26 protein-coding genes and 1 tRNA gene are annotated in these 23,809 nt (G+C 50.4%); 11 read left to right on the top strand and 16 right to left on the bottom strand.

From position 1 onward, the window contains the following. The first annotated feature begins 112 nt into the window (after positions 1 to 112). Both B9A13_RS03620 and B9A13_RS14390 read left to right on the top strand, forming a co-directional pair. Positions 113 to 307 carry a hypothetical protein gene (locus B9A13_RS03620; RefSeq protein ID WP_084233696.1) on the top strand — a complete coding sequence of 65 codons (195 nt, stop codon included), beginning with the start codon at positions 113 to 115 and terminating at the stop codon, positions 305 to 307. Positions 308 to 373: 66 nt separating this feature from the next. Further along, the gene (locus tag B9A13_RS14390; RefSeq protein WP_084233695.1) at positions 374 to 634 is read left to right on the top strand and encodes a radical SAM protein; all 261 of its coding nucleotides are present in this window, start codon (positions 374 to 376) and stop codon (positions 632 to 634) included. Positions 635 to 728: 94 nt separating this feature from the next. On the opposite strand, the gene B9A13_RS03610 is transcribed toward B9A13_RS14390, so the two are convergent. The 4 genes from B9A13_RS03610 to B9A13_RS03595 all read right to left on the bottom strand — a co-directional run bounded on the left by B9A13_RS03610 (position 729) and on the right by B9A13_RS03595 (position 3,756). After that, positions 729 to 1,670 carry an ATP-dependent DNA ligase gene (locus tag B9A13_RS03610; RefSeq protein ID WP_084233694.1) on the bottom strand — a complete coding sequence of 314 codons (942 nt, stop codon included), beginning with the start codon at positions 1,668 to 1,670 and terminating at the stop codon, positions 729 to 731. Next, on the bottom strand, positions 1,667 to 2,443 hold the full coding sequence (gene ku, locus B9A13_RS03605) for a non-homologous end joining protein Ku (RefSeq protein ID WP_084233693.1): 777 nt from the start codon (positions 2,441 to 2,443) through the stop codon (positions 1,667 to 1,669). The genes B9A13_RS03610 and ku overlap by 4 nt, the downstream gene beginning before the upstream one ends. 92 nt (positions 2,444 to 2,535) lie before the next feature. Next, entirely contained in the window at positions 2,536 to 3,042 is a 507-nt protein-coding gene (locus B9A13_RS03600; protein ID WP_084233692.1) for a GNAT family N-acetyltransferase, read from the bottom strand. Positions 3,043 to 3,207: 165 nt separating this feature from the next. Then, complete coding sequence (locus tag B9A13_RS03595) at positions 3,208 to 3,756, bottom strand: flavin reductase family protein (protein WP_084233691.1); 549 nt, start codon at positions 3,754 to 3,756, stop codon at positions 3,208 to 3,210. Between the two features lie 238 nt (positions 3,757 to 3,994). On the opposite strand from B9A13_RS03595, the gene B9A13_RS03590 reads away from it, so the two are divergent. Next, positions 3,995 to 4,225 (top strand): hypothetical protein, encoded by a 231-nt coding sequence (locus B9A13_RS03590; protein WP_084233690.1) that lies wholly within the window; start codon positions 3,995 to 3,997, stop codon positions 4,223 to 4,225. 112 nt (positions 4,226 to 4,337) lie between these two features. Here B9A13_RS03590 and B9A13_RS03585 read toward each other — a convergent pair whose 3' ends face one another. The 3 genes from B9A13_RS03585 to B9A13_RS03575 all read right to left on the bottom strand — a co-directional run bounded on the left by B9A13_RS03585 (position 4,338) and on the right by B9A13_RS03575 (position 8,162). Further along, on the bottom strand, positions 4,338 to 4,982 hold the full coding sequence (locus B9A13_RS03585; RefSeq protein ID WP_084233689.1) for an HAD family hydrolase: 645 nt from the start codon (positions 4,980 to 4,982) through the stop codon (positions 4,338 to 4,340). Positions 4,983 to 5,113: 131 nt separating this feature from the next. Further along, positions 5,114 to 6,541, bottom strand: coding sequence for a copper amine oxidase N-terminal domain-containing protein (locus tag B9A13_RS03580; RefSeq protein ID WP_084233688.1), 1,428 nt, complete (start codon positions 6,539 to 6,541; stop codon positions 5,114 to 5,116). 214 nt (positions 6,542 to 6,755) lie between these two features. After that, a complete protein-coding gene (locus B9A13_RS03575; RefSeq protein ID WP_084233687.1) occupies positions 6,756 to 8,162 on the bottom strand; it encodes a helix-turn-helix transcriptional regulator in 1,407 nt (468 codons plus the stop codon). A 1,245-nt stretch (positions 8,163 to 9,407) separates the two neighbouring features. Between B9A13_RS03575 and B9A13_RS03570 the strand changes: the two genes are divergently transcribed. Together B9A13_RS03570 and B9A13_RS03565 are read left to right on the top strand one after the other, a co-directional pair. Then, entirely contained in the window at positions 9,408 to 10,202 is a 795-nt protein-coding gene (locus tag B9A13_RS03570) for an RES family NAD+ phosphorylase (protein ID WP_084233686.1), read from the top strand. 19 nt (positions 10,203 to 10,221) lie between these two features. Next, positions 10,222 to 10,539, top strand: coding sequence for a zinc ribbon domain-containing protein (locus tag B9A13_RS03565; RefSeq protein ID WP_159448014.1), 318 nt, complete (start codon positions 10,222 to 10,224; stop codon positions 10,537 to 10,539). A gap of 79 nt (positions 10,540 to 10,618) precedes the next feature. On the opposite strand, the gene B9A13_RS03560 is transcribed toward B9A13_RS03565, so the two are convergent. The 4 genes from B9A13_RS03560 to B9A13_RS03545 form a co-directional block, all read right to left on the bottom strand. After that, a complete protein-coding gene (locus tag B9A13_RS03560; protein ID WP_084233684.1) occupies positions 10,619 to 10,843 on the bottom strand; it encodes a hypothetical protein in 225 nt (74 codons plus the stop codon). Between the two features lie 243 nt (positions 10,844 to 11,086). Next, entirely contained in the window at positions 11,087 to 11,647 is a 561-nt protein-coding gene (locus tag B9A13_RS03555; protein WP_084233683.1) for a hypothetical protein, read from the bottom strand. Between the two features lie 189 nt (positions 11,648 to 11,836). Next, positions 11,837 to 12,529 carry a hypothetical protein gene (locus tag B9A13_RS03550; protein ID WP_084233682.1) on the bottom strand — a complete coding sequence of 231 codons (693 nt, stop codon included), beginning with the start codon at positions 12,527 to 12,529 and terminating at the stop codon, positions 11,837 to 11,839. Positions 12,530 to 12,573: 44 nt separating this feature from the next. Next, positions 12,574 to 13,056 (bottom strand): hypothetical protein, encoded by a 483-nt coding sequence (locus B9A13_RS03545; RefSeq protein WP_084233681.1) that lies wholly within the window; start codon positions 13,054 to 13,056, stop codon positions 12,574 to 12,576. Between the two features lie 316 nt (positions 13,057 to 13,372). On the opposite strand from B9A13_RS03545, the gene B9A13_RS03540 reads away from it, so the two are divergent. Then, the gene (locus B9A13_RS03540; RefSeq protein ID WP_084233680.1) at positions 13,373 to 13,624 is read left to right on the top strand and encodes a tyrosine-type recombinase/integrase; all 252 of its coding nucleotides are present in this window, start codon (positions 13,373 to 13,375) and stop codon (positions 13,622 to 13,624) included. 115 nt (positions 13,625 to 13,739) lie between these two features. Here the strand turns inward: B9A13_RS03540 and B9A13_RS03535 are convergent. Further along, a tRNA-Leu gene (locus tag B9A13_RS03535) sits at positions 13,740 to 13,826 on the bottom strand. Between the two features lie 396 nt (positions 13,827 to 14,222). On the opposite strand from B9A13_RS03535, the gene B9A13_RS03530 reads away from it, so the two are divergent. The 5 genes from B9A13_RS03530 to B9A13_RS03510 all read left to right on the top strand — a co-directional run bounded on the left by B9A13_RS03530 (position 14,223) and on the right by B9A13_RS03510 (position 20,653). Next, the gene (locus B9A13_RS03530; RefSeq protein WP_143806869.1) at positions 14,223 to 16,295 is read left to right on the top strand and encodes an efflux RND transporter permease subunit; all 2,073 of its coding nucleotides are present in this window, start codon (positions 14,223 to 14,225) and stop codon (positions 16,293 to 16,295) included. Positions 16,296 to 16,300: 5 nt separating this feature from the next. Continuing rightward, entirely contained in the window at positions 16,301 to 17,707 is a 1,407-nt protein-coding gene (locus tag B9A13_RS03525) for a hypothetical protein (protein WP_159448013.1), read from the top strand. Between the two features lie 73 nt (positions 17,708 to 17,780). Beyond that, positions 17,781 to 18,470 carry a response regulator transcription factor gene (locus B9A13_RS03520; RefSeq protein WP_084233927.1) on the top strand — a complete coding sequence of 230 codons (690 nt, stop codon included), beginning with the start codon at positions 17,781 to 17,783 and terminating at the stop codon, positions 18,468 to 18,470. Next, entirely contained in the window at positions 18,467 to 19,750 is a 1,284-nt protein-coding gene (locus B9A13_RS03515) for a sensor histidine kinase (RefSeq protein WP_084233677.1), read from the top strand. The genes B9A13_RS03520 and B9A13_RS03515 overlap by 4 nt, the downstream gene beginning before the upstream one ends. A 243-nt stretch (positions 19,751 to 19,993) precedes the next feature. Continuing rightward, the gene (locus tag B9A13_RS03510) at positions 19,994 to 20,653 is read left to right on the top strand and encodes a nitroreductase (RefSeq protein WP_084233676.1); all 660 of its coding nucleotides are present in this window, start codon (positions 19,994 to 19,996) and stop codon (positions 20,651 to 20,653) included. Between the two features lie 102 nt (positions 20,654 to 20,755). Here B9A13_RS03510 and B9A13_RS03505 read toward each other — a convergent pair whose 3' ends face one another. From B9A13_RS03505 to B9A13_RS14620, 4 genes are all read right to left on the bottom strand, one after another. Continuing rightward, complete coding sequence (locus tag B9A13_RS03505; RefSeq protein ID WP_084233675.1) at positions 20,756 to 21,820, bottom strand: oxidoreductase; 1,065 nt, start codon at positions 21,818 to 21,820, stop codon at positions 20,756 to 20,758. Between the two features lie 55 nt (positions 21,821 to 21,875). Then, complete coding sequence (locus B9A13_RS03500) at positions 21,876 to 22,913, bottom strand: oxidoreductase (RefSeq protein ID WP_143806868.1); 1,038 nt, start codon at positions 22,911 to 22,913, stop codon at positions 21,876 to 21,878. Positions 22,914 to 23,155: 242 nt separating this feature from the next. Further along, positions 23,156 to 23,422, bottom strand: a complete 267-nt coding sequence (locus B9A13_RS03495; protein ID WP_084233674.1) for a zinc-ribbon domain containing protein — start codon at positions 23,420 to 23,422, stop codon at positions 23,156 to 23,158. 20 nt (positions 23,423 to 23,442) lie between these two features. Continuing rightward, positions 23,443 to 23,796 carry a hypothetical protein gene (locus B9A13_RS14620; RefSeq protein ID WP_200809675.1) on the bottom strand — a complete coding sequence of 118 codons (354 nt, stop codon included), beginning with the start codon at positions 23,794 to 23,796 and terminating at the stop codon, positions 23,443 to 23,445. Between the last annotated feature and the right edge of the window lie 13 nt (positions 23,797 to 23,809).

The raw sequence follows: 23,809 nt of genomic DNA, 5'->3' as shown, positions 1-23,809 counted from the left end.
ATAACGTTTACGCAAACGGGAACCGCGTACGACATAGGCGCTCTTGTTCATCCGGGCAATGCCGCAAGGCCTGCTTTTCAGCACGTTGCCGATGGAAGGAGTTGCTTTTTTTATGGTCACAGCCGAACGGGTACGCGATTTTCTGGGCAATCCGCTGGTGCAGCGGAGGATGAAACGGCCTGAGGAGCGGGACGAAGACGGAAGGACCCTCATGGGCGAGGGGCTCTCCGCTTACGCGGGGCAGGAGAAGGCACGGGCAAGGGAGCTGCCGTATTTTCTTTTTCTGGACCGGACCCCCGTATCCTGAGACGGAACCGGAGAAACTAAAAGCGAATTCTATTCCCAGCCGTTTTACCGGAGGACGTATTCCAATATCGCCCGGAGCATATCGGAATACGGGCTGGAGCCGCCCCAGAAATTTTCCTCTCCGATCCTTATCGTATGGAATTTCACCAATCAGTGCAATCTGGCCTGCGAGCACTGCTACCAAAACGCCCATTCTGCACTGCCCGATGAACTGACGCTTCACAAAAAGATGGGACTCATTGACGAGTTTGTGGAAAACGATGTGTCGGCGCTGGCCCTTTCGGGAGGCGAGCCGCTGTCCCACCCCGATTTCTGGCCGGCGGTCTGAATGCGGAAAGCAAGTTCTGAAAGAGCCACGTTTAAGACAGCGACATTAGTGAAGACCACCCCTTGCGGGGCGGTCTTCACTTGCAGAGAAATATTCAACTTACCGTACAATCCCGGGGCGCCTTGTCATCCCGCAGCCCTTTCAGCACGGGCTGACGCATTGCTCCGGAGGAGGATTTCATCATATATTTAACAGTACAGACCAGCTCGGGCACCAGCCAGACCGCAGCGTCATTCCCAGGAGACAATTCATGGAAAGGGGGATTTTCCGTCTTTTTCACCTTTGCCATACGGCGAAATACGTCCGACGATACCCCCAGAGTCACATGGCCGCGACAGACCAATTTTTTACCCCGGTATTGTCCCAGGATAAGGCTTGCTATCCCCTGTTCTTTTTCAATATACCCGCAAATCACGAAATCATCGTCCTGCAGGTTCTTTATCTTCAGCCAATCCTTCGTGCGTTTATCGAAAGCGTATCCGCTGTCCCTTCGTTTTGCAACGATGCCTTCCAAATTTTCACGGACGGTGAGATCGTAAAACGCGGTTCCGCTTTCCTCCACAAACCGAGACACGGCCAGCCTCTCGTTTTCCGAAACGACGCCGGAAAGAAGTTTTTTCCGCTCCATGAGGGGCAGAGCAGTAATTTCGCGATCCGTTATATAGAGAACATCGAAAGCGATAAAGCTTGCCGGATTCTTCCTGGACTGCAGACGCAGCTTAAAGTCATTTCCCGTGAGAGACCGGCGCTGAATTTCAAAAAAATCCGGTTTCCCGGCGTTCATAACCACCAGCTCACCGTCCAGAATGCAGCGCGTTTTCACCTGACTGTGGATTTCGGACAGTTCCGGTACTTTTTGAAGCATCTTTATATTTCGCTTATTCCGAAGGTCCGTGCCCTCCAGCGGATCGAGGTAGGCAAGGCACCGCTCGCCGTCCATTTTCAGCTCGAAGATATAGTCGGGGCTGTCAAAGGGCCCGGATGATCCGCCGATCAACATGGGTTTAATGCTTCTTGTTTCAAACAGATCCGTCATGCGCCCTTTTTCTCCGTCTGCGCCCGTTCCACGCTGGCTTTTAAGGCATCCATCAGGCTGATAACGTTATTTTCCTTTTCCGGACCGGCGACGGATACTTCCTTACCCGCAATTTTTGCCTCGATCAGGTCTTTGAGCTTCTGCTGATATTCGTCCCGGTACCGGGATGGATCGAAGGGCGTGTCCATGGAATTGATGAGAGCCTTCGCCATCGTCAGTTCCTGCTGGGCTATCTCGGGCTTTTCATAAGATTTCTGCAGCTGCTTGATATCGTCCGAGTAAAACATGGCGGATATAAGGACCCCGTTTTTCCGGGGAATGATTGCCATCAGAGTATCCTTCGTGCCGAGGACAGTTTTTCCCACGGCGATCTTCTGCTCGCTCATGAGAGCCGCTCTTAAAAGCTCGAAAGCCTTTTCTCCTCCGGGCTCCGGCACGGCCTGATAGGTTTTCTCGTAATAGACAGGGGAAATCTGATTGAGATTGGCAAAATGCAGGATCTGAATGGATTTTTCCTTTTCGGTTTTGCTCTTTTCAATCTCATCATCGGAAATCACCACGAAATGGTCCTTGTCAAATTCGTATCCCCGCACGATATCTTCCACAGCCATTTCCTTACCGCAGTGGGCGCAGATTTTCTTGTAACGAATACGGCTCTGATCTTCCTTATGCAGCTGATTGAAATGAATGTCGTTGTCCTGCACCGCCGTATACATTGCCACGGGAATTGCCACCAGACCGAAAGAGATCACCGTTCGATGGGAAACCGCCATTTTATTCACCCTGGGTTAGTTTTCATTGCAGGCGTGAAATTATACCAGGGAGCAGAATAAACATAGAAATCCGAGAGGACCCGCAAATCCATTCAGTCGGGGAATACAAACAGATAGACGGTTTCCCTGTAATCTCTGCCGCCGATGGCGAGGTTTTTTTCCTCCGTTTTTATTCCCCCCATCTTTTCATAAAAGCGGCAGGACGGGTTGTCTGTCAGACAGCCGACGACAAATTCCGTGTATCCCGTTTGATGCAGCTCCTCTTTCGCGGCGTTCACAAGGCGCCTGCCGACACCGTTTTTCTGCAGAGGATCCACAACGTAAAGGGCATAGATTTCCCCCAGGCCGGAATACCGGTTTTCTCTGGCCGGGCCGAATATTGCAAAGCCCACAACCGTATTTTCCAGGACCGCAACGAGGACTTTACCCTCCTCAATGTCACGGAGAAGGGAAGAGATGCGTTTTTCGTTTTTTTCATCCAGAGCGTTCAGGTACGCCCCGTCCACGATCCCGGCATAAGCGGTTTTCCAGGTGCGGACCATGATGCGGGACACCTCTGTTTCTTCTCCCGGCAAGGCCCGGCGTATGATGCATTCCATTTTGTCCCCTCCGGCAGTTTGACACTAGATTTCATTAAAATGCTGATACAACAAGTGAAGCGGTATGGTTGCCCCCCGCCTCCGGCGAGGGGCAACCATACGTCTTGATTAATCCTTTTATTGGATAATAATTAAGCCCGATTGCGCTTGTGGCGGCAGCGGGCGTCACACGCCGGGAGGCAGCTTGTCCTCCATGAGGCCGCGGAGGCTGAAGGTTTCCCCGTCGGCTACAAAGGTTCCGTCCCCCACGGCGTGAAAGGTCCGGCGCTCCTTCCGCTCCGCATCGATCCAGGCGCGGAGCCCCTCCAGGATAAATATGCCCTGTGGCTCCAGGTATTCGGCCACGCGGCACTCCAGGCAGGCAAGGCACTCGGCGATGAGGGGGGCTTTCACTTCGGCCGCGGGGAGGGGCGTCAGGGCAAAGGTTTCGAATTTATCCACGTCGGCGCCGGAGCAGTCCCCGATCCGGACCGCGGTTTCCGCAAGATCCACCGCGGGGACCGCGAGGACGCATTCCCGGGTGTTCACAAGAGCCCGGAAGGAATGGTTCCACGGCCCGGTGGCGATGGCGATCCTGGGGGTAAAATCCATCACCATATGCCAGGAGAGGGTCATGATGTTGTCCCGGCCGCCGTCTCTTGTGGAGATCAGGAGGACGGGCCCCGGTTCGATAAGCATGAAGGCTTTTTCCATGGGCAATTTCGAAAATGGCATACGATCCGCTCCTTATCCCAGACTGTCAGGCGACAATTTTCCTTCTGCGCCTCAGTTTATCACAGAATACGGAAAAAGTCGACGCCGCGCTGCAGCGGAGCGGATCAGGCATATTCCGGCCCGGCCGCTTGTATAGACCGGCATAAAATGATACAATACTAGTGAAGAAAGTTATCCCCCAACCATAAGCCGAGCTTGTTTGCAGAATACCGGGAGAAGGAATAGAAAGGAGACAATTATGGCTCGATATTTCATTGTTCCGCATCGCTGGAAACAGTGGGGCAGCTCCGAGGACTGGCGCGATTACGTCATCTCCGACTCCGAACTGGAGGATTCCATCGGTAAATGGAGACGGGACGACGAGCACGAGACCACCGAAAAATGCAGGGAACGCCTCATGAAGGACCTGGTTGAAATCGACGCCGACTTCGACGCCATTGAACAGGGGTATGTTGAGGATGAAGAATAATCGGCACTGAACAGCCGGACCGCAATGCGTCGACCGGAAAAGGACCCTGCAGCCTTATAGGCTGCAGGGTCCTTTTCCGTGATACAACGCGGCGCGACAAATCTTAATCCACTTACAGTTCCGACAGGAGCGCCTTTGCGTCGGACACGATGTTTTCCGCTCCGGATATTGCGAGAAACTCCCTGTCCCGGTATCCCCAGTCCACGCAGATACACGCGACCCCCGCATTACGGGCGGTTTCGACGTCCACTTCGGAATCCCCGATGTAAACAGCCCTTTCCGGAGGGCATTGAAATCTTTTCAGGACCTCGAACACGGAGTCCGGCGCGGGCTTTTTGCGGATTCCCTGCCGTTCTCCCACGGCGTAGTCAAAAAGACCGTCAAAGTACTTATCGCAAAGCTCCTGAACGCCGTAATCCGGCTTGTTGGAAACGACCGCGGTTTTGCACCCGCCCTGCCGGAGGATGCGGATCAGCTCCGGGATGCCGCCGTAGGGCCGCGTCGTATCCGCATAATGAACGCGGTAATACTCGGTAAAGGCAGCCTGGACTTTGTTGACGACGCTGGCTCCGGTTCCCGCAGGAACGCCCCTTTCGATCAGCTTTCGGATCCCGTTGCCGACGAAGCGCCGGACTTCCTCCCGGGTGCGCCGGGGCAGGCCGTTTCGTTCCAGCGCGTCGTTCAGGGCCGCGGCCAGATCCTCCAGAGTATCCAGTATGGTTCCGTCCATATCGAAGATTACAGCGTCGTATTTCATTTCCGCGCTCCGATCAAAATTTTTTCAGCAGTATCCATTATAGTATGGAAAGCGAAAAACTTCCAGCGTATAAAGGTATCTGCCGCGACCGGAGCAATCGTCATACCGTTACAGGCCGCCTGCCGGAATTTTTATTCCCGCCACTCGTAGTAATACTTGAATCCATACCCGTTCAGATGGAGAATAACGGCTTTTTCAGCCCCGGGGGAACCTGCGATCATCTTCTGCGCCTGCATCGTTCCCGAGTAGGCCTGTATATATGTCTCTCCGGCGGGCGTGGCAAAATTGATTTTCCCTGCGGTGCCGTATCCCGGATTAATTGTGGATGAATCGAAGGTGACCGAGAACTGCGAGATCCCCCATGAGGACCCCACCGTCCTGGCAACGGTAATGACAGGCAGGTCGTTTGCCCCAAAATATGCCGGGGGGTCGGTCCAGACTGTCGTTGCCGATCCGGAGGCGATCGTTTTTCCGTTTTTGTCCACTCTCGTGACCGTTACGGTGAAATTATTCTTTTCTCCGGCGGTCTCACTGGTTTCGGTATATATGTCGCCGTTGGCAAAACTTCCGGTTTTGGTTCCGTCCGCTGAGCTGACGACATACTCCCATTTCGTGAAATACCAGCCGGGACCGCTCTGGCTCCTGGTGATGAGCACGGTTTTGGTGGCACCGTCCCAGTCGATGCCCAGCCCCAGCAGATAGCCCATGGCCCGCACCGGCAGATAGGTCGTACCGTTGTAGGAGATCGGGAGCACCGGTGTGCCGTTGTCGCCCACCGGAACGGCAGCCTTGCCGTCGAGCTTAAATTTCAGCTCGCCGTTGAGCACCGCGCCGGAGATGGGGATCAGTTTGCCGGTCTTGGCGGCTGCAGACGCCGCAGGCGCCGTTTTAGTCGTGGTGCTGGTAATGAGCACGGTTTTTGTGGCGCCGTCCCAGTCGATGCCCAGTCCCAGCAGATAGCCTACGGCCCGCACAGGCAGATATGTGGTGCCGCTATAGGATATGGGCAGCACGGGCGTACCGTCGTCCCCTACGGGCACCACTGATTTACCGTCCAACTTAAAGCTGAGCTGGTCGTTGAGCACCGCGCCCGATATGGGGATCAGGCCGCCGGGAGCCGTGCCAGGGGTCGGCTCGGGTGTGGCCGGAGATGACATCGGCGTCGTTTTGGTTGCGCTCCAAGTGTAGGATCCGGCGCCGTTTTGTGAAAAAGTACCGCTCATACTGGCGCTGCTGCCGCTTACCGTTAAAGTGCCGGTATAGTCCTGACGCAGGGAGCCTGAATCCCATGCCCGCGTGAAGGTGACGGTATTCCCGCTGATCCGGCCGTTTATGAGCTTTTCCGTGTTGCCTGCGTCAATACTTACAGTCCCGCTGAATTCGCTTCCCGATTGAGTTGTGATATTGATGCTTCCGCGGGAAGAATGCGCCGTAATACTCCATTCTCCCAGCATATCGGGCGCAGCTGCAGACACCGCCGCCCCCGGCAGCCCCACCGAGAAAAGCATGACCAGTGCCAGCACCACGCGAAATGCCTTTATTTTTCCCTTTCCTGCCATGATAACAGCCTCCCCCTCATTTTTATTGCCGCTATGGAATCTGCCGATCAACCGTTTCCAATCCCGGACGAGATTTTTCGGGATATCCTCCAATTATCCTGTCACAGCATAGCATTCTCCAGCCTGAATTACTTCACCCGACCGGGTAGTATGCGTGAATAAAGCCCCCACCTTTTTCGGGTAGGGGCTAAAAATCATATGATTTTCACAGCTGTTATTCCGGCGCAGCCGCGTCTTCTTTTTTCAGCATGATGTTAATCAGCTCCGCACGGCTTTGGATATCGAATTTGGAATATATGTTTTTTACATAATATTTGACGGTGTTCTCGCTGATGGCAAGTTCACCGGCAACGGTCCTGTATGTTTTACCCTGAAGCAGCAAAGCGGCGACCTGGCTTTCCCGCTCCGACAAATTCCCGAATCTTGCGGCGTGACCGATCCGGTCGGTCTGTTCCTGCGCGGACATTTCGGAAAACGCCGAGAGATACATATGGCCTTTGAGCAAAGAGGCAAGATGCCTGTGCAGGGGGGGCAGGAGGATGAGCGTCACGCAAACCACCGCCAGCGCCAGCAGCGAGGGGTCGGGACCGTGTATATCCGCGGATGTGACGGCCTCGCCGATCAGCCCGCCCAGCAGCACGCCCAACACATTTGCGGAAAGGCCGATCCCAAGAATCTGGGCGGGATTTTTGTGAAGCTCCAGCATTTCGCCGAGTATGCTCCACCAAAACAGGTCGTATACCCCGAAGGCGCCAAGCATCAGCGTATTGACCGCGATATAGCCGGCCACCGAGCGCTCAAAACTCAAAAAGCCAATAAACGAAAGCCCGATCATGGAAATCGCCACATAGAGGATGTAAGTCCGGTTTACTCGCCGGGGCAAATTTCTCATGATAAAAAGCGCGGCAATATAAGGAACGGCCCAATACCAGCTTGCCAGCCACTCAAGATGCGCAAAGGCGGGATTGACAACCTGATACATGAGTCCTGAGTTAATCGTGATAATGACGATGAACAGGCATAAGAATACCAGCAGTTTTCCAATGCTTACAGAGCTTTCCTTCCGCCCTGCGGAAACGGAGGGAGCGGCGCTGTCCTCCTCCGGAAGCTTCAGGGCAAACGCGAAGGCGCACAGCAGCATCAGCATGGCCAGCGCCAGCCCTGTCTGCGGCGAGATATGAATGGCCGCTACATTGAGCAGTATCATAAAGATATTGGACAAGATCAGCATATCCGCGACCGTTTTGATGCGCTCGTTTCTCGGCGTGCCGCTTTTCAGGTAGAACGCCCAGGCTGCCACGCAGCCTCCGGCCAGAAACGAACTCGCGACGATCCCGGCAGTCCAAAGCCCGGTGGGAGGGAAGAAGAAAATGCAGGATGCGGCGATGGAAAAAAGATAAGAACCCAAAAACAGCCGTTTCGCAGCTTTCTTTGTTTTTATAAATAAACCGCACAGCAGCAGCCCGGCAAAAACAGCCGCGACCGCGCTGAAAACCATTCCGGCAAGGTCGACTTCATAAGCATCGGCGAGGGCATAGAAGATCCGGCCTTCAAAGAGGAAAGCCAGCATCCACGCGGAAAACAGAGAATGGACAAGAATGGAAAGCTTCCGTTCGTCCATATTAATCCGAAATCCTCCCGGCGAACGCCTGTCTTCCAACCCGTCACCCCCCACACATAACGATGCGCCACACTGCTGCCGCGGCCTTTTGCGCCCCCGTCGGAAGGTTTCGGGGCATCTTTCGGCATAAGCCGCAGACTGCTGTTTCACCATGCCTTCCATTTCGCCGGCAATCGAATACAAAGAAAACATACGGCCGGTGAGACCCCATTTTCGCCCACTTCGCTGAGGGCCAGGCAAGCCAGGCTTATGTATCCAGACGAATATTATCCATTTTATCACAGCCCGCGTCGTATATCAAATAATTGGAATATTTAGCTCCGACTGTATGGAAAATAAATTGCACCCGTGACATATACATATTCCGTTTTTATCCGACCGATACATCGCGCTCCGGCGGCACGGATGCGCGGGGAGCGCGGAATGGGGGATAGGTGCTTGCTGTGCCGGCTTGAGTGCCCGATGAGCCTGTTCCGGTAAAGTTTCATACGGCGGGCCCCAATAGCAAGGAAATAAGAAAAATCCTGCAGCCTTTGCGGCTGCAGAGTCTTTGCCGGGAAAATACTGTAAATAAAATTTATTACCGCGAGCCGCGCGGAATCGCGCGCTCCAAGCGTTTTGGCCGCATGCCTAAATCTTGATGCCGGGCGGATTCATTTCGCCCGGCAGATTGAATCAATCGGGTGCAGCACCAAGGGGCGCGGAACCCATCAAAAAGAGGCAAAAAAGATAAAATCTTTTTTGCCTCTTTTTGATGGTGCGCGAGGCGGGAGTTGAACCAGCACGCCCGGTTGGGCACTAGTACCTGAAACTGGATAATTATGGATTGGTTAAGCCCTCTATTTACTTTTTGACATTAACTAAGATTAAATAGAACTACACTCCTGCAACGGTTAGAAGGCATTTTTGTATTGATGTGCCCTGTAACGATTGCAGTGTATATATTTGTGAATAAATGAATATTTTTCGATTTTGTAGACAAAACGTGGTACATTGTATGCACTAGAACTATCCCTAGGTGATGTCGATTGGTTTAAAGGCATTTTTAAAAATCTAGTGTATAGATTTGCCTAACATTAAAAAATCTTTAATACTTAGATTTGTCTAGCATTAAAAATCTCTAGTGTCAAAATTGTTGAATAACTAGTGCAGATTGTAAGTATAGGAAAAATATGTTGAAAAACAGTACGGTAATACTTATACTTTGATATAAAGATAAAGGATTAATTAAATGGAAGTGTTGATATGTATAAATTAAATAATTATTGGTTTAGCTTTGTTGATGAGTTGAAATATAATAATAGGTACTTTCCTAAACATCCTTTACTTAATGACTTAAAAAAATATGTGAAAGCAAATATCAAAATAGTTGAGAAAGATACAAAATTATATAGAGCAAGAATTGTAAATGATATTAAGGATACACCAACTATTAAGTTTATTGATGCTAATGGAGGACGTGTTATCCTTAATTATTATCAACATTTAGAAAACTTCAACTTTAATCAACTTAGAGAAGGCCAATTTTTAGGATATAATAAAGAGAACTCATTTGTTCCACTTTTATCTTGCATTCCGGGAGGTAGAGCAAACCCCAAATTTATTCCTGTACTTTATGCTTCAGAGCAGCTTGAAACAGCAATTATTGAAGTAAAACCATTATTTGAACAATATGTTAGTGTTGCTGAGATCAATGTAGATAAAAGAATAAAAATAGTAGATTTTGCAAGAGATAGATATATGCCTGACATAATAGATGAAAACTATTCAATAAAGGATGCAATTAATGAGATTTCGAAATTATTCTCTATGCCTACCAATAATCAAGATGATTATTTAGTAACCCAATTTATATCTGAATTTATTAAAAACCTAAATGTTGATGGATTTAGATTTGAAAGTTCTTTATATAAAAATGGAATTAACATGGTGATTTATAATTATCAAAAATGTAGAGCAATAAAGTCTGATGTTTTTGTATTACATGGATGTAATTATGATATAGGCCATTATTGTTACAGAGAAGAATACGGTAGATGATTATATGGGGGGACGTAAAATGACTTGCAGTAAGTGCGGGAAACAAATACCAGATGAAAGTATATTTTGCATGTATTGTGGTAAAACCATTAAATTTGAAACTGATGCGTTAAATAAATATATTGAAACGAAAAATGTTAACAACAAAGAATCTAGTATCGTCAAAGAAAAAGACGATAGCGAAAGTAAGAATCAAGAGAAGAAAAAAGATATGACGGTTCCAATTATTATCGGAATCATATTGGGTATATTAGCTGCATTCTTTAAACCTATTTTTATTTTAATTGCGATAATTGCATTTTTAATATGGCTTTATAGTGACTTTTTTATAAAATAAATCATGAATATATCTGGTTAGTCCTAAACTTAATATAAATAACCTCTGCTTTTGTAAAGCAGAGGTTATTTATATTAAGTTATTCTTTTACTTTTAACATATCCAAAACCTCGTCTAAAGACTTTCCCGAAGCTTTAGCTGCTTTGGCAATTTCATTCAGTGTTTCTGCTTTTGTTTTCTTTTTTAGGCGTGGAGCTAATAAAGCTTTCTTTTGGTCTTCAAGTTTATCGATTCTGCTTTTATGAAATCCAATTTTTTGTTCAATTAGAGCTAAACGTTCTTCTTTTGTTTTTCTTGATGCCATAGGTTTTTCTCCTTTCGTTTGTAGAAGTTATAGTTAATTATAATACATAAATAACTAAAATAATACGTCAAATTATTAAAATGTTACTTGTGTTTTTAATCAGACCTACTTATTAAATCTAGGTAAAACAAACAATTTGCAATCGCTAAATGGAACGCTTAGGAAGGTTATAGAGCAATTTTAAAATTTTATCAATGTGAGTTAACCTTTCTATTTACAATACGCAATAATTACTTCATAGAATTATTTAAATAACATCTTTAGCATATCGTTAATGCGTCGTTCTAATAGAAATTGTGTCATATCATCAGGTTCCGGATGTCCCCGAGTCAGATAAATATGATCAGGAGTATTAAAGCCGAAGCCAAACATGATATCTGGTTTTGCTGGGTTGCGTTTTTGCCTTATAGATGCAAGTAATTCCGTCATTTCTCTGTTTGTAAAGGCAAGAATTAAGGTTTCCCAATTTATACTATTGCAATTTACTTCTGACACAGCCTTTCCAGAAGGAAATCGTGGATAGACACCGGCAATTAAATACCAGTCTGCATTTTGCTGGATATCAAAGCGGTTTAACCATAAATAGTTCTGAAATGTGTTGGTTTTCTTTCCAAAATACACGCGTGAGGATTTTACCTGAATTGTAATAACCTGATTTACGTGATCATTCCTGTTATATAAAAGCAAATCAATTCCTTTTTCTTGGCTTGAGGCCGGGACAAATACAGAGCACTCATGAAAGAGTTCATTTAATTTATTTGCCACCTTGTATTCTGCATATTGCAATGTAAAAACTGGCTGCATATCTCCACCTCTGCTTTTCCTTTAAATCATTCTAAATACCAAATGTATCAAGCATGTATTGTATTCTATCAGCTGTAAATTTCCAGCTTTCCGGTATTGCATAAATTGTCCCGCGGCCAGCTGCCCGGTTACTCCATTTATGATAAGTTTTAATCGTACCGCTATTGAGCGAGTGTTTTAACTACTGACTTAGTTAATGTTCTGAAGCTCAATTTCAATCAATTGATTGGTGTATTTTTTGCCCAATTCATCAGATTCCTCCTTAGTCAAAATGCCATTGGGGTAAAATAATCCCGATATAAAAGATATCTTAAATATTGCATCTAGGCCATTTTTTTCTATTAGTTTTTTAGCTATATTATCAAATTCTTTCAGAGCCGCTGCCTTTCCATACTCATGATAATGATATATAACTCTCATGATTTCATGCGCATCATCTTGATTAACTTGCCCCAATGACTGCTCAACAATATAATCCATATATTTTTGATCTTCATCGTCAAAAACGATTTCTTTTCGTTTCTGCGTATTAAAGATATCAGACAAACCGGATCCTTTCCTGATATCATCCATCATAAAAGAGAACTCAAGTTCGTTGCCGCCACTATACTTTACATAAGGAGCAATCTCATCGAACTTCTTGATAATCGTTACTGCAGTATCAATATAGCCATACTTATCCATTTCCATCTTTGTATTGCATTTTCGTAATTCTTTGTAGAGGGCATATACGGATTCAAACTCTGATCTAGAAAGATTTTTCTGGGCATCTGGAATATTTGTAATAAGACAAGTTATCTGTGATATGGAAAGTTTTGCTGTGCCACCAGATTTTATACGAGCAATATCCTTCATGGCTTTAACATCTGCAATGAATCCCATAACAATGCTCCTTTAAATAAAACATAGAAATCTACACTTCATCTTTACATATTTCTTACTTCAATTCTTGCGCGCATAATATATTCCTGCATATGTCCTTGTATAGCACGGGAAGATTCGTCATTGTGAGTTATTTGGAGATAGTTCTCTGTAAGCTCAACTGTTTTTTGCATAAATGGTTCCAACCATTCTTTAACGTTCTCCTGTATATCTATAGCTGCATCACGATATTCGAGATAATACTTTCCAATACGTTGAGTCATTGCATCATATTCTTCTTTTGTAATTGGATGTCGCAATACTTGTTTTTGAAACGTTGGTAACATATCAAGTGCGGCATCTGGATCAGCACAAAAGCTAGCAGTTAATAAAGCACATAGGCCAAGGAGTGGTTCATACGCCTTTCTGGTCATCCCGTCGTTATTGGGAAAGATATTTACATCATTTTCAATATTACCTATAAAAGAATTTGCTAGTTGTAGATATTTTTCAGCTCTCTTCTGCGCTCCACTTCGGAATAGTCCCATTTTAATCCTCCGTTTCTAGATCACATATTAGCTTCTCAGAATTACTAAATTTTCTTATCATAAATCTTACATATTTCCATAATACACCCATTAATTTCGCAAATAAAGATGATTATGGACTAAATCTGCTACTTTATATATTTTGAGTTTTATTTAAAGCAAGTTATATATCCCCCCTAACACTATTGATAACCTGAAGTAAAGGAAACCGGGAATGGCCCTCTCTGTGCCCCTCTCCGAAGAATTTGAAAAAGATAGCCGGTCTTGAACAGCTTTAGCGATAGTTCAATACTTTTAGAGAAAGGAAGGTGATTCTTTGGCTGTATTAAAAAAAGAAACAAAAATTAAGAGGCAGCGTGATAAATTAGAACAACTATTTAACTCCTTACCTGATGATAAGAGACTAGCCAGCCTGTTGCTTAATGAGGGTTGCGAGTTATACGAAATAAAAGAACTATTGGGACATTCGCAGATTGCAACTACAGCTGATATCTACGGACATTTGGATTTTAAAGCGAAAAAGAAGATGTCTGAGAAGATGAATGAGCTATTAAAAGTTGCGGAATAAAACCAAATCTTAGACAAACGTTAGACAAAGGGGAAAATTCGAAATTAGGCTAATATCAATTACCCTTAAAAAGTATGAAAAAAGCCTCAATTTCCGAAGAAATCAAGGCTTTTGATGGTGCGCGAGGCGGGAGTTGAACCCGCACGCCCGGTTGGGCACTAGTACCTGAAACTAGCGAGTCTGCCAATTCCACCACTCGCGCATATAAGTTTGTCCCGAAAATAAAAGCATGTAAAGCAATAAGCCTTTCGTGCTTCCCGCGGCCGGAGGGCTTAAAAAAGCACGCCGTCTTGGGACCATCGCGTGTTTAGTATGATACCACCTGGGCATTTTATTGTCAATGGTTTTTTCCGTAAAACCTGCGGGAAATGGCGGGGGTGCGCCGGACAAGAAAAACCGACCGGCGCCCCTTCCGGCGGACGGATCGGGGCGGGGGAAACCACACCCGGTTTTTTCTTTGCGTCCCACGGAGACGGCACGGGGACAAAACCCGCCCCGCCGGGCAGCGGGCATAATAATTTTTAATTTTTTTTCGATATTTTCCTCATTTTTTTGTGGTACATTGTCTTCAGACGCATTCGGCCGGGGAGGTATTAAAATGCAGGCATTTTCACAGGGGATCCTGCGGCATAAGTGGCTTGTGCTGATTTTATTTCTGGCGGCGGCGGCCGTTTCGGCGGTGCTGGCAAGGCAGGTTAAGGTCAACTACCAGCTGATGGACTATCTGCCGGAGGATTCGCCTTCCACCATAGCTCTCGACGTCATGAACGAGGCTTTTGACAAGCCCGTCCCCAACCTGCGGGTGATGGTGCGGGACGTGAGCATCCCGGAAGCACTGGAGTACAAGAAAGAAATCGGGGCGGTGGAGGGAGTCACGGAGATCACCTGGCTGGACGACGAGGTTAGCCTGGAAGAGCCTACCGAGACCATGGATCAGGAAACTCTCCATTCGTGGTACAAGGACGGGAACGCCCTGTTTTCCGTCACCGTCGACAGCGATCTGGTGGATACGGCCGTCCCCGAGATCCGAAACATCGTGGGTGACCAGGGAGCGGTCGCCGGGGACGCGGCGAGCCTCAGCCAGACAAGGCAGACGCTGGGCAGCGAAATGAAGCTCATTATGCTGATGGTCATTCCGCTGACCCTCATCATCCTCTTTATCAGCACCAGTTCCTGGTTCGAGCCGCTGCTTTTCATGGTATCCGTGGGGGTGGCGATCCTTTTAAATAACGGAACCAATCTTATATTCGGCCAGGTGTCCTTTATCACCATGACCACCGCTTCGGTGCTGCAGCTGGCAGTATCCATGGACTATTCCATCTTTCTTCTCCACCGGTTCGCCGAATTCCGGAGAGAAGGCATGGACGTGAAGGAAGCCATGGCACGCGCCATGGAGAAGTCTTTTTCCTCCATCCTTGCCAGCGCTCTGACCACCGTTATCGGCTTCGCGGCGCTTCTGTTCATGCGCTTCAAGCTGGGACCGGACATGGGGATCGTACTGGCGAAGGGGATCGTGTTCAGTCTGCTGTCGGTTCTCTTTTTCCTGCCGGTCATCACGGTGTTCACCTATAAAATCATCGATATCACCCACCACCGCTCTTTCCTGCCTTCCTTTGCGGGATTCGGCAAGGCGGTGACGAAGGTATTCATTCCGGCGGTGGTTGTGGTCGCCATTGTGATTGTGCCGGCATATCTTGCACAGCAGAACAACCACTTTATTTTCGGTTCCTCCGCCATGTCCAGCGATGAGACCTCCCAGGTGTACAGGGACGAGGAGGCCATCGACGCGCTGTTCGGAAAGTTCAACCAGATGGTCCTTCTGGTTCCGGCGGGAGACGCCGCAAAGGAGGCAATCCTGACAGACGAGCTGGACGAAATTCCCTCGGTCACCTCCGTGGTCTCCTATTCCAATTCGGTGGGCACCGTCATTCCTCAGGAGTTCGTTCCCGCCGATTCCCTTGAATATCTGGTTTCCGGCGGCTACAGCCGGATGATTGTCACCGTGGGTGCATCCCAGGAAAGCAACGAGGCCTTTACCGCCGTGGAGCAGATCCGGAAAACGGCGGAGGACGTGTACGGGGACGGATATTACCTTGCGGGAGGAAGCGCCAACGTCTACGACATGCGGGACACGGTGATCGCGGACAACAAGGTGGTGGCCATCATCGGCATTATCGGAATCGGGCTTGTGGTACTGCTCACCTTCCGATCGATTTCCATTCCGATTATTCTGCTTCTGACCATCGAAACCTCCATCTGGATCAACCTGTCGATCCCCTATTTCCTGGGAAACAGTATGGCTTATCTGGGATTCATCATCATCAGCTCGGTCCAGCTGGGGGCCACGGTGGATTACGCCATTCTGATGACAAACCGATATATTGAAAACCGGAGGAGCCATGCGAAAAAAGCGGCGATCTCCCAGACGGTGGCCAATACCACGGCTTCCATTCTCACCTCGGCGGGCATCCTCGCGTCGGCAGGGTTTATACTGGGCGAGATTTCCTCCAACGGGATGGTGGGCGAGTTCGGCATTTTAATCGGGCGGGGCGCCGCTCTGTCGGCGGCTATGGTGCTGCTGTTTTTACCCGCTATGCTGTATTTCTGCGACGGGATTATTCAAAAAACGACCTTGGGACTGAAATTCTACAAACCGGAAAGGAAAGGGTGATGCATATGAAGACGGCAAAACGGGCGATCTCCATGGGCCTGGTTCTGCTGCTTCTGGGCAGCACGGCGGCGGGCGCCGCGGCGAGCGGAGAGCGGCAGGGGAAGGAAGAGACCATCTACGCCGTTACGGACAACAGCGGAAACGTGAACAATCTTTACGCGGTGAATTCCTTCGAGCTTCAGACGGCCGGGGAGATCACGGATTACGGGGATTACTCCTCCGTGCGAAATCTCACCACCACGGACGAGATTTCCTATACCGACGATACGGCAACCGTTGCGGCGCCGGCGGGAAGATTTTCCTACCAGGGAGATATGGTCAGAAAAGAGCTTCCCTGGAGGATCGTGATTACGTATACGCTGGACGGGGAAAAAATAGATCCAGGCGAGCTTGCAGGGAAGAGCGGCGAGGTGGAAATCACCATTTCCATTAAGAAGAACGAAGGATTCGGGGAGGAGTATTTCCAGCATTTTACCCTGCAGATTTCCGCTTCTCTGGACACGGAGCATTTCTCCTCCATCGAAGCATCGGGAGCCACCCTTGCAAACGCCGGGAAGAACAAGAGCATCACCTTTACGCACTTGCCCGGCGAGGAAAAAGACTATACAATAAAAGCGGAAGCCACGGATTTCCAGATGGATCCCATCACCGTAAGCGGGATTTTGCTGAGCATGAGCATCGAGCTTACCGGTCTTGACGGCCTGAAGAGTGATTTTACAAAGCTCACCGACGGAATCGGGGAGCTTGACGATGGGGCGAAGGAGCTGGAGAACGGCTCCTCTCAATTCAAATCAGGGCTCAGCAGCGTCGCGGCAGGAGGGAGCAGCCTCACGGAAGCATCTTCCGGGATCGGTTCGGGTCTTTCTCAGGCGGCGGACGGACTGTCCCAGGTGATTTCCTCCTCGGGACAGCTGAAGACGCTGGCGACGGCCCTGTCGGCATCCTCCGATCCTCAGGTGCAGGCCCTTGCGGCCGGATATCTTGCCCAGCTTTCATCGCTGGAGCAGATCTCCTCCGGATTAAACCAGCTTTCCGCAGGCTACAGCCAGCTTGACTCCGGGATCTCCCAGCTGGTACAGGGAGTCAATTCCCTGGCGGACAGCTATAAGAAGCTCCACAGCGGAGTCAGCGGCCTCAGGAACGGGATCGGGGAGCTGAAAAGCAGCACCAGCGGTCTGGACACCAAAATCCAGGACAAGGTGGACGACATGCTCGCGGAATACACCAACAGCGGATATACGCCGACCTCCTTCCTTTCGGAGAAAAACACCGACGTCGCGGCCGTGCAGTTCGTGATCCGCACGGAAGGCTTTGAGCCCGCGGAAAAAGAGCAGCCCACGGAGGCGGTGGAGCCGGAACTGAATTTCTGGCAGAAGCTTCTGAAACTGTTCGGTCTGTATCAGGAAGCGTAATATGAATCTCAGCCATAGGGGATTACTGAACCAGGCATAAATCGGGCCGGAGCGTCCGGCGGGGGGGATGGAAATGCAGAAGATTCTGGTGGTGGATGACGAGCGGGAAATCGCCGATTTGATTTCGGACGCACTTTCGGACGAAGGCTTTGAGACGCTGATTGCCTACGACGGGGAGGAGGCTCTCCGGCTTCTCTCTTCAAACCGGGATATTTCATTGATCCTGCTGGACATCATGATGCCAAAAACGGACGGCCTGGGGGTGTGCAGACGGATCCGGGAAAACGTGAGCTGCCCCATTGTGTTCGTCACCGCAAAAAACCGGGTGTTCGACACCCTTCTGGGCTTTGAGATGGGAGGAGACGACTATATCACAAAGCCCTTCGTGGTGGAGGAACTGGTGGCCCGGGTGAAGGCCCATCTGCGCCGGGAGGCGAGAAGCACCCGGGCCCGGCAGGAAAAGCTCCAGGTGGGCGAGCTGGAATTGTACCGGGACAGCTACGAGGCGTTCTTCCGGAGCAAGCCGGTGGAGCTTTCCACCCGGGAATTCCAGGTGCTGCTCTGCCTGTGCGAGAACGCGGGACGGGTCCTTTCCAGGGAGCAGATTTTCGACGCCGTATGGGGCGGAGAATTCGGCGACGTGGGAACGGTGACGGTAAACATCAAAAACCTGCGGGACAAGCTGGGAGAGGGCGGAGCGTATATCCGGACGGTCTGGGGAGTGGGGTATAAGCTGGTAAATCCGGCGGGAGGGGCGGCATGAGCATCCAGTTTAAAATTCCCCTCTACATTCTGGTTTTCTTCATTTTCAACATCCTGTTCATCGGCCTGTACTACAACCTGAAATTTTCCGGGAGCATCGCGGCGGAAAACCGGGAAAACTACCAGACGCTGTCCGTGGAGGTTTTCGATATCGCCAGGGGGCTGGAAGACGACGCCGACTACCGGGAGACGCTCTCCAACCTGGCCGGGGACAGCGAATACGTGTTCAAAGTCAAGTCGCTTTCGGGGGACTTGATTTTCGAAACCGGCGAGAAAAAGAGGATTGCCTTCGATGTGACCGCCGCAGCCACGTTTTCGGAAGGGGCGGAGGAGCTGCTGCTGGAGGTGACGCGCCCGATTTCTCTGGGGTTTTTATCTTCCATCAATCTGGTGACGGAGCTGCTGATTGCGGAAATCATTATCATTGCGATTACTTTGTTTCTTTTAAATCTTTTTTTATATATGAACACGGTGCGCCCCCTGGTGGGCCTGCAGCGGAACATGGAGCTTTACAAGCTGGGAATCAAGCCCACCCGGACCGCCCGAAAGGACGAAATCGGGCTTCTGCAGAACGGGTTCGCGGAGCTGGCGGATTCTTTGGACCGGGAAAAGCAGCTGCAGTACCGGATCATCGCCTCCATCTCCCATGATATCAAAACTCCCCTCACCTCGGTGATGGGATACGCCGAGAGGCTGCAGAACGAAAACATTTCCAAGGAGAGATTCGACAGCTATCTGCGGACGATTTACGCCAAATCCAGAAGAATCCAGGAACTGGTGGAGGAGTTTGACGACTATATCAGCTTCAGCATGGAGCCTGCACTGAGCCTCAAGCGCATCACGGCGGGGCAACTTTGCGCCAGAACGGAGGAGGAATACCGGGACGAGCTTTCCTCTTTGGGCATCCGGTTTTCCGTCACCTGCTCCTGTCCCGGTAGCCTTCTGGAGGTGGATCTTCCGAAGATCAGCCGAGTGTTCGGCAATCTTATCGGAAACAGCATCAAATACGCAGCGTCAGCCGAACCGGAAATCGCGGTGCTTTGCGAAGAGAAGGACGGCAGCACGCTGTTTTCCGTTTCCGACAACGGGCCCGGAGTGGGGAAGGAGCATCTGGAAAAGATTTTCGAGCCCTTCTACACTTCGGATGCCAGCAGGCGGGTGGCGGGCCTGGGCCTGTCCATCTGCAGGACTATCGTGGAAAATCACGGGGGCACCATCTGGGCGGAAAGCGGCGATCAGGGTGGTCTCACCATCCGATTTCTCCTGAAAAACGCAAAGTAAGCACAGTTGAGGGGCTGTTGCAAAATGCACATATTTCACAATTTTTAGAGGTATCCCCCCGCCATTGGCGGGGGGATACCTCTAAAATGTCAGTATTTTGGTGCATTTTGCGAATCATGCATCAGCCCCTTTTTGAATGGCGCCTTTGCGGAAGACTTTGACAAAAAGCGTGGTTTCAGGGTACAATAGGCTCATTCAGCACGGCCCCGGTGGAACGGGGGCGGAAAACAAGGGGAGGAACCTATGGAAACAAAAGACGCAATCCTGAGCCGGAAAAGCATCCGCGGATATCTGGCAAAGCCCGTACCCCGGGAGGTCGTCCGGCAGATCCTGGAGACCGCCCTGCGGGCGCCTTCCGCGGAAAATATGCAGCCCTGGCATATTGCGGCGGTGACGGGAGCACCTCTGGAAGGCATCCGGCGGGACAACGTGGAAAATGTGCTGTCGGGCGCTCCCGCGGCCAAACATCCGGAGCTTCCGGAGGCGTACCAGCGGCGGAGGGTGGAGCTTGCCATCGAGCTGTTCGGCCTCATGGACATTCAGAGAGAGGACAAGGCGAAGAGAAAAGAATGGCTGCTGCGGGGCTTCCGGTTTTTTGACGCGCCCGTCGCCATCATCCTTTCAGTAAGCAAATCTCTCAGGGGCGAAACCTGGCCGATCCACGACATCGGAGCGCTGTCCCAGACCATCTGCCTCGCGGCCGAGGATCTGGGTCTGGGAACGTGCATCGAAGCCCAGGGGGTTTTATACACGGACGTGATCCGAAAGCACACGGGACTGCCGGAGGACAGGGAACCGGTTATCGGCATCGCCCTGGGTTATCCCGACCCGGCTTTTCCGGCAAACCGCCTGAAAAGCCGCCGCGCCGAGGTGGACGAGGTCACCGTCTGGGCGGGATTTTAACCCGTTGAAAGAGGAATACTCTTTTTCACAGTGGGAAAACGATGAGCTTTAAATATTAAGCGGCTCCCGCGCCTTCGGCGCGGGAGCCGCTTTTTGCTGAATTCAGCTTTTCGCCTCGTGGAAAACGCATCTTCTGCCTTCTTTATAATACAGATAGAAGCATTTACTGCAGCTGATACATGTTGCCTTTTCCTGACCATTTCTAAGCCTGGTCACAAGATCGGGCTCGCAGATAAAGGGCCGGGAAAGGGAGACCATATCGATGCCGGAGGAGAGGACTGCGTCCATATCCTGAAGGCTCCGGACTCCGCCCACCAGGATGACCGGAAGGTCCACTTCGCGCCGCAGAGCGGAGACCCGGTCCATATAATAATTGTGGAGCCCCTTCCGGCCCAGGGGGGTGAAATTGTATCCGCTGTACTCTATGGCCGAGACGCCCAGGGATTTGCAGGTTTTTGCCACATAGACCAGATCGGAGTAATACGTCTCGTCGTTTTCCTCGATGTTGGAGTTGATTTTCAGAAGGACGGGATAGTCCGGGCCAAGCTCATTCACGATGCCCCGAATCACTTTTTCCGCCATTTTAAAGCGGTTTTCGATGCCGCCGCCGTATTCGTCGGTGCGTTTGTTCTGTACGGGATTGATGAACGAGGAAAGAAGATAGCCATGAGCCCCGTGGACCTGCACGCCGTCGTATCCGGCGGCCTTTGCCCGCACGGCGGCCGCGATGAACTGCCCGATGATCTCCTCGATTTCGGCAACGGCGAGGGGGCGGGGGATCACCTTGGAGCCGGGGTAGGGAACATCCGACGGGGCCATTGGGGGATTGCCGTCTATGCTCATGGCTCCGGCGCCGCAGTGACTGATCTGAAGGATGATTTTGGAGCCCGCTTTGTGCACCGCGTCCGTCAGGCGGCGGTGACTGTCGATGAAGCTGTCCCGGGATATCAGGTTCTGATCATCGGAAATCCTGCCGGCGTCTGCAACGCCGCTCTGGGCGGCTATAATGAGGCCCACATTGTTTTCCGCCAGGGTTCTGTAGAGCTCCACCTGGGCGTCCGAGACTGTCCCGCCCTTGTTTCCGAAGGGATCCACGGTCGCCGAGCGGACGATCCTGTTTTTCAGCCGGATGTTTTTCAGTTCCATGGGGTCAAAGACCTTGCTCATGGATATTACCTCCCGATATATATTATAATTCTTTTCTTTTCTGAGCGATCCGCCGTCAGGCGTGCAAGGCGCACCGTTTGCCTGTTTGGGTATAGAGCCCGAAGCACTTGCTGCAACTGATGCACCGGGCTTTTTCCTGGCCTGCGGCGAGCTTGGGAATCAAGTCCGGTTCGCAAATGAGAGGCCGGCAGAGGGATACCATGTCGATCCCGGATTCAATGACCTGTTCCATGTCCTTCAGCGTGCGCACGCCGCCCACCAGCATGATTGGAATATCCGCGAGCCGCCTCATTTCGGCCGCCCGGCGGAGATAATAGTTCCGTTCGTCCGCCTTATGGGCTCTCCATTCGTATCCGCTCAGTTCCACCGCCGTCACTCCAAAGGCCTTGAATTCATTCAGAAAATACCCAAGTTCCGCTTCATAGGCGGCATCGTCTTCCCGGTTGCTGTTGATCTTGACGAATACGGGAAAATCCATTCCGCATTTGTCCCGTATGCCAGACAGGATTTCCTTAACAATGCGGAAACGATTCTCCAGGGAACCGCCATATAAATCAGAGCGGCTGTTGGAAGCGGGGGAGAGAAACTCGGTAAGCAGATACCCATGCGCCGCATGCACCTGGACGCCGTCAAATCCCGCTTCCTTTGCCCGGAAGGCTGCCGAGACAAAATCCTCTTCAATACGCCGGATTTCCTCCGCGGTCAATTCCATTGTCACCCGGCCGTCCGCAAGCTTGATTTCAGAAGGGGAAAGGGGTACGTGCAAATTCGACCTTGCTCCGGCATGATTGATCTGTGCAATCGTTTTGGCTCCATGGGAATGCACCGCCCGCGTCAGCTCCCGCAGGCGGGGAAGAAATGCGTCGTCATCCAGGCCCGGCTCCTCATCGGAAATTTTCCCATCCGGATTGACGTAAAGCTGTCCCGAGAGGATTAGCCCGATCTGGTTTTTTGCCAAAGTCTCGAATATTCCGATTTCATCGCCGCCGACATAGCCGTCCGTATTGTGCATATAGGAATAGGTTGCGGAGCGGGCAATCCTGTTTTTCAGCAGGAGACCATTCAGCTGAAACGGTTCCAAAACCTGATACATGCAGAAACCCTCCTTCGGTAAACGCATGGAGCATAAATAGTGTATATACACTATAAACATGATAGCACGGCACCCTGGGAAAGTCAATACGGCAGGAGATAAAACATGTTATTTATGAAAATGACCTGAGAAATGGAAAAAGGAGTGAAAAACGCAAAAAAATCCCGCCGGGCAATGCCACGGCGGGATTTTCAGACGCACCAAAAGGCGCCCCTACAGGGGCGCACTTGGCCGGTCGCAGTTTATTTCCTGAAGCAGTCGCTGCAGTACACAGGGCGGTCATTGCGCGGCTCGAAAGGAACCTTGCAGGGTTTTCCGCATTCCGCGCATACCGCGTCGTACATCTGGCGGGAGGCTCCCCGGGAGATGCCTTTGCGAGCGTCGCGGCAGGTTTTGCAGCGCTGCGGTTCATTTGTGAAGCCTTTTTCCGCGTAGAATTCCTGTTCTCTGGCGGTGAAGATGAACTCCTGTCCGCAATCCTTGCAGACCAATGTTTTGTCGTTGTACATGAAATACCTCTTTAATCAGATTACACTTTTTGAGTGGTGTGTTTAATAAGAATACAACCGGAAGAGCAAGAAGTCAATAGATATTTCAAATATTGGCAAACTGGCGGTGAGAAGCCGGCGCCGGCGTCTGCACGGACGGCTGTGACCGGCTGATTAAGGGATAAAGGACCTGTTTCAACCCGGGTGATTTTATCTTTTTTCGGGGCCTTTCTCCGAAGGATCCGTCTGACAACAAGCCTCCGGGCTGCCATGAAGCCGCCGAAGGTCGGAATCAATTCGGACGGGCTGGGCGGGAAGAGATTTTCAAGGGCAATCAGCAGCGCGCTCCCGATATACCCGGATTGGTTGATCACAGAGGTAATCCAAGCCTGCATCTTCAGTACCCCG

The organism is Papillibacter cinnamivorans DSM 12816, from assembly GCF_900176335.1.
Lineage (GTDB): Bacteria > Bacillota > Clostridia > Oscillospirales > Oscillospiraceae > Papillibacter > Papillibacter cinnamivorans.
The sequence above is the reverse complement of the archived record's forward strand: the minus strand, read 5'-3'. Positions and strand labels throughout refer to the sequence as shown.

What these genes read in the sequence shown, in the direction of transcription:
- B9A13_RS03620 (WP_084233696.1), top strand. Translation starts at nt 113, where the DNA reads ATGGTCACAGCCGAACGGGTACGCGATTTTCTGGGCAATCCGCTGGTG.
- B9A13_RS03610 (WP_084233694.1), bottom strand. Translation starts at nt 1,670, where the DNA reads ATGACGGATCTGTTTGAAACAAGAAGCATTAAACCCATGTTGATCGGC.
- ku (WP_084233693.1), bottom strand. Translation starts at nt 2,443, where the DNA reads ATGGCGGTTTCCCATCGAACGGTGATCTCTTTCGGTCTGGTGGCAATT.
- B9A13_RS03600 (WP_084233692.1), bottom strand. Translation starts at nt 3,042, where the DNA reads ATGGAATGCATCATACGCCGGGCCTTGCCGGGAGAAGAAACAGAGGTG.
- B9A13_RS03595 (WP_084233691.1), bottom strand. Translation starts at nt 3,756, where the DNA reads ATGCCATTTTCGAAATTGCCCATGGAAAAAGCCTTCATGCTTATCGAA.
- B9A13_RS03590 (WP_084233690.1), top strand. Translation starts at nt 3,995, where the DNA reads ATGGCTCGATATTTCATTGTTCCGCATCGCTGGAAACAGTGGGGCAGC.
- B9A13_RS03585 (WP_084233689.1), bottom strand. Translation starts at nt 4,982, where the DNA reads ATGAAATACGACGCTGTAATCTTCGATATGGACGGAACCATACTGGAT.
- B9A13_RS03580 (WP_084233688.1), bottom strand. Translation starts at nt 6,541, where the DNA reads ATGGCAGGAAAGGGAAAAATAAAGGCATTTCGCGTGGTGCTGGCACTG.
- B9A13_RS03575 (WP_084233687.1), bottom strand. Translation starts at nt 8,162, where the DNA reads ATGGACGAACGGAAGCTTTCCATTCTTGTCCATTCTCTGTTTTCCGCG.
- B9A13_RS03570 (WP_084233686.1), top strand. Translation starts at nt 9,408, where the DNA reads ATGTATAAATTAAATAATTATTGGTTTAGCTTTGTTGATGAGTTGAAA.
- B9A13_RS03565 (WP_159448014.1), top strand. Translation starts at nt 10,222, where the DNA reads ATGACTTGCAGTAAGTGCGGGAAACAAATACCAGATGAAAGTATATTT.
- B9A13_RS03560 (WP_084233684.1), bottom strand. Translation starts at nt 10,843, where the DNA reads ATGGCATCAAGAAAAACAAAAGAAGAACGTTTAGCTCTAATTGAACAA.
- B9A13_RS03555 (WP_084233683.1), bottom strand. Translation starts at nt 11,647, where the DNA reads ATGCAGCCAGTTTTTACATTGCAATATGCAGAATACAAGGTGGCAAAT.
- B9A13_RS03550 (WP_084233682.1), bottom strand. Translation starts at nt 12,529, where the DNA reads ATGGGATTCATTGCAGATGTTAAAGCCATGAAGGATATTGCTCGTATA.
- B9A13_RS03545 (WP_084233681.1), bottom strand. Translation starts at nt 13,056, where the DNA reads ATGGGACTATTCCGAAGTGGAGCGCAGAAGAGAGCTGAAAAATATCTA.
- B9A13_RS03530 (WP_143806869.1), top strand. Translation starts at nt 14,223, where the DNA reads ATGCAGGCATTTTCACAGGGGATCCTGCGGCATAAGTGGCTTGTGCTG.
- B9A13_RS03525 (WP_159448013.1), top strand. Translation starts at nt 16,301, where the DNA reads ATGAAGACGGCAAAACGGGCGATCTCCATGGGCCTGGTTCTGCTGCTT.
- B9A13_RS03520 (WP_084233927.1), top strand. Translation starts at nt 17,781, where the DNA reads ATGCAGAAGATTCTGGTGGTGGATGACGAGCGGGAAATCGCCGATTTG.
- B9A13_RS03515 (WP_084233677.1), top strand. Translation starts at nt 18,467, where the DNA reads ATGAGCATCCAGTTTAAAATTCCCCTCTACATTCTGGTTTTCTTCATT.
- B9A13_RS03510 (WP_084233676.1), top strand. Translation starts at nt 19,994, where the DNA reads ATGGAAACAAAAGACGCAATCCTGAGCCGGAAAAGCATCCGCGGATAT.
- B9A13_RS03505 (WP_084233675.1), bottom strand. Translation starts at nt 21,820, where the DNA reads ATGAGCAAGGTCTTTGACCCCATGGAACTGAAAAACATCCGGCTGAAA.
- B9A13_RS03500 (WP_143806868.1), bottom strand. Translation starts at nt 22,913, where the DNA reads ATGTATCAGGTTTTGGAACCGTTTCAGCTGAATGGTCTCCTGCTGAAA.
- B9A13_RS03495 (WP_084233674.1), bottom strand. Translation starts at nt 23,422, where the DNA reads ATGTACAACGACAAAACATTGGTCTGCAAGGATTGCGGACAGGAGTTC.
- B9A13_RS14620 (WP_200809675.1), bottom strand. Translation starts at nt 23,796, where the DNA reads ATGCAGGCTTGGATTACCTCTGTGATCAACCAATCCGGGTATATCGGG.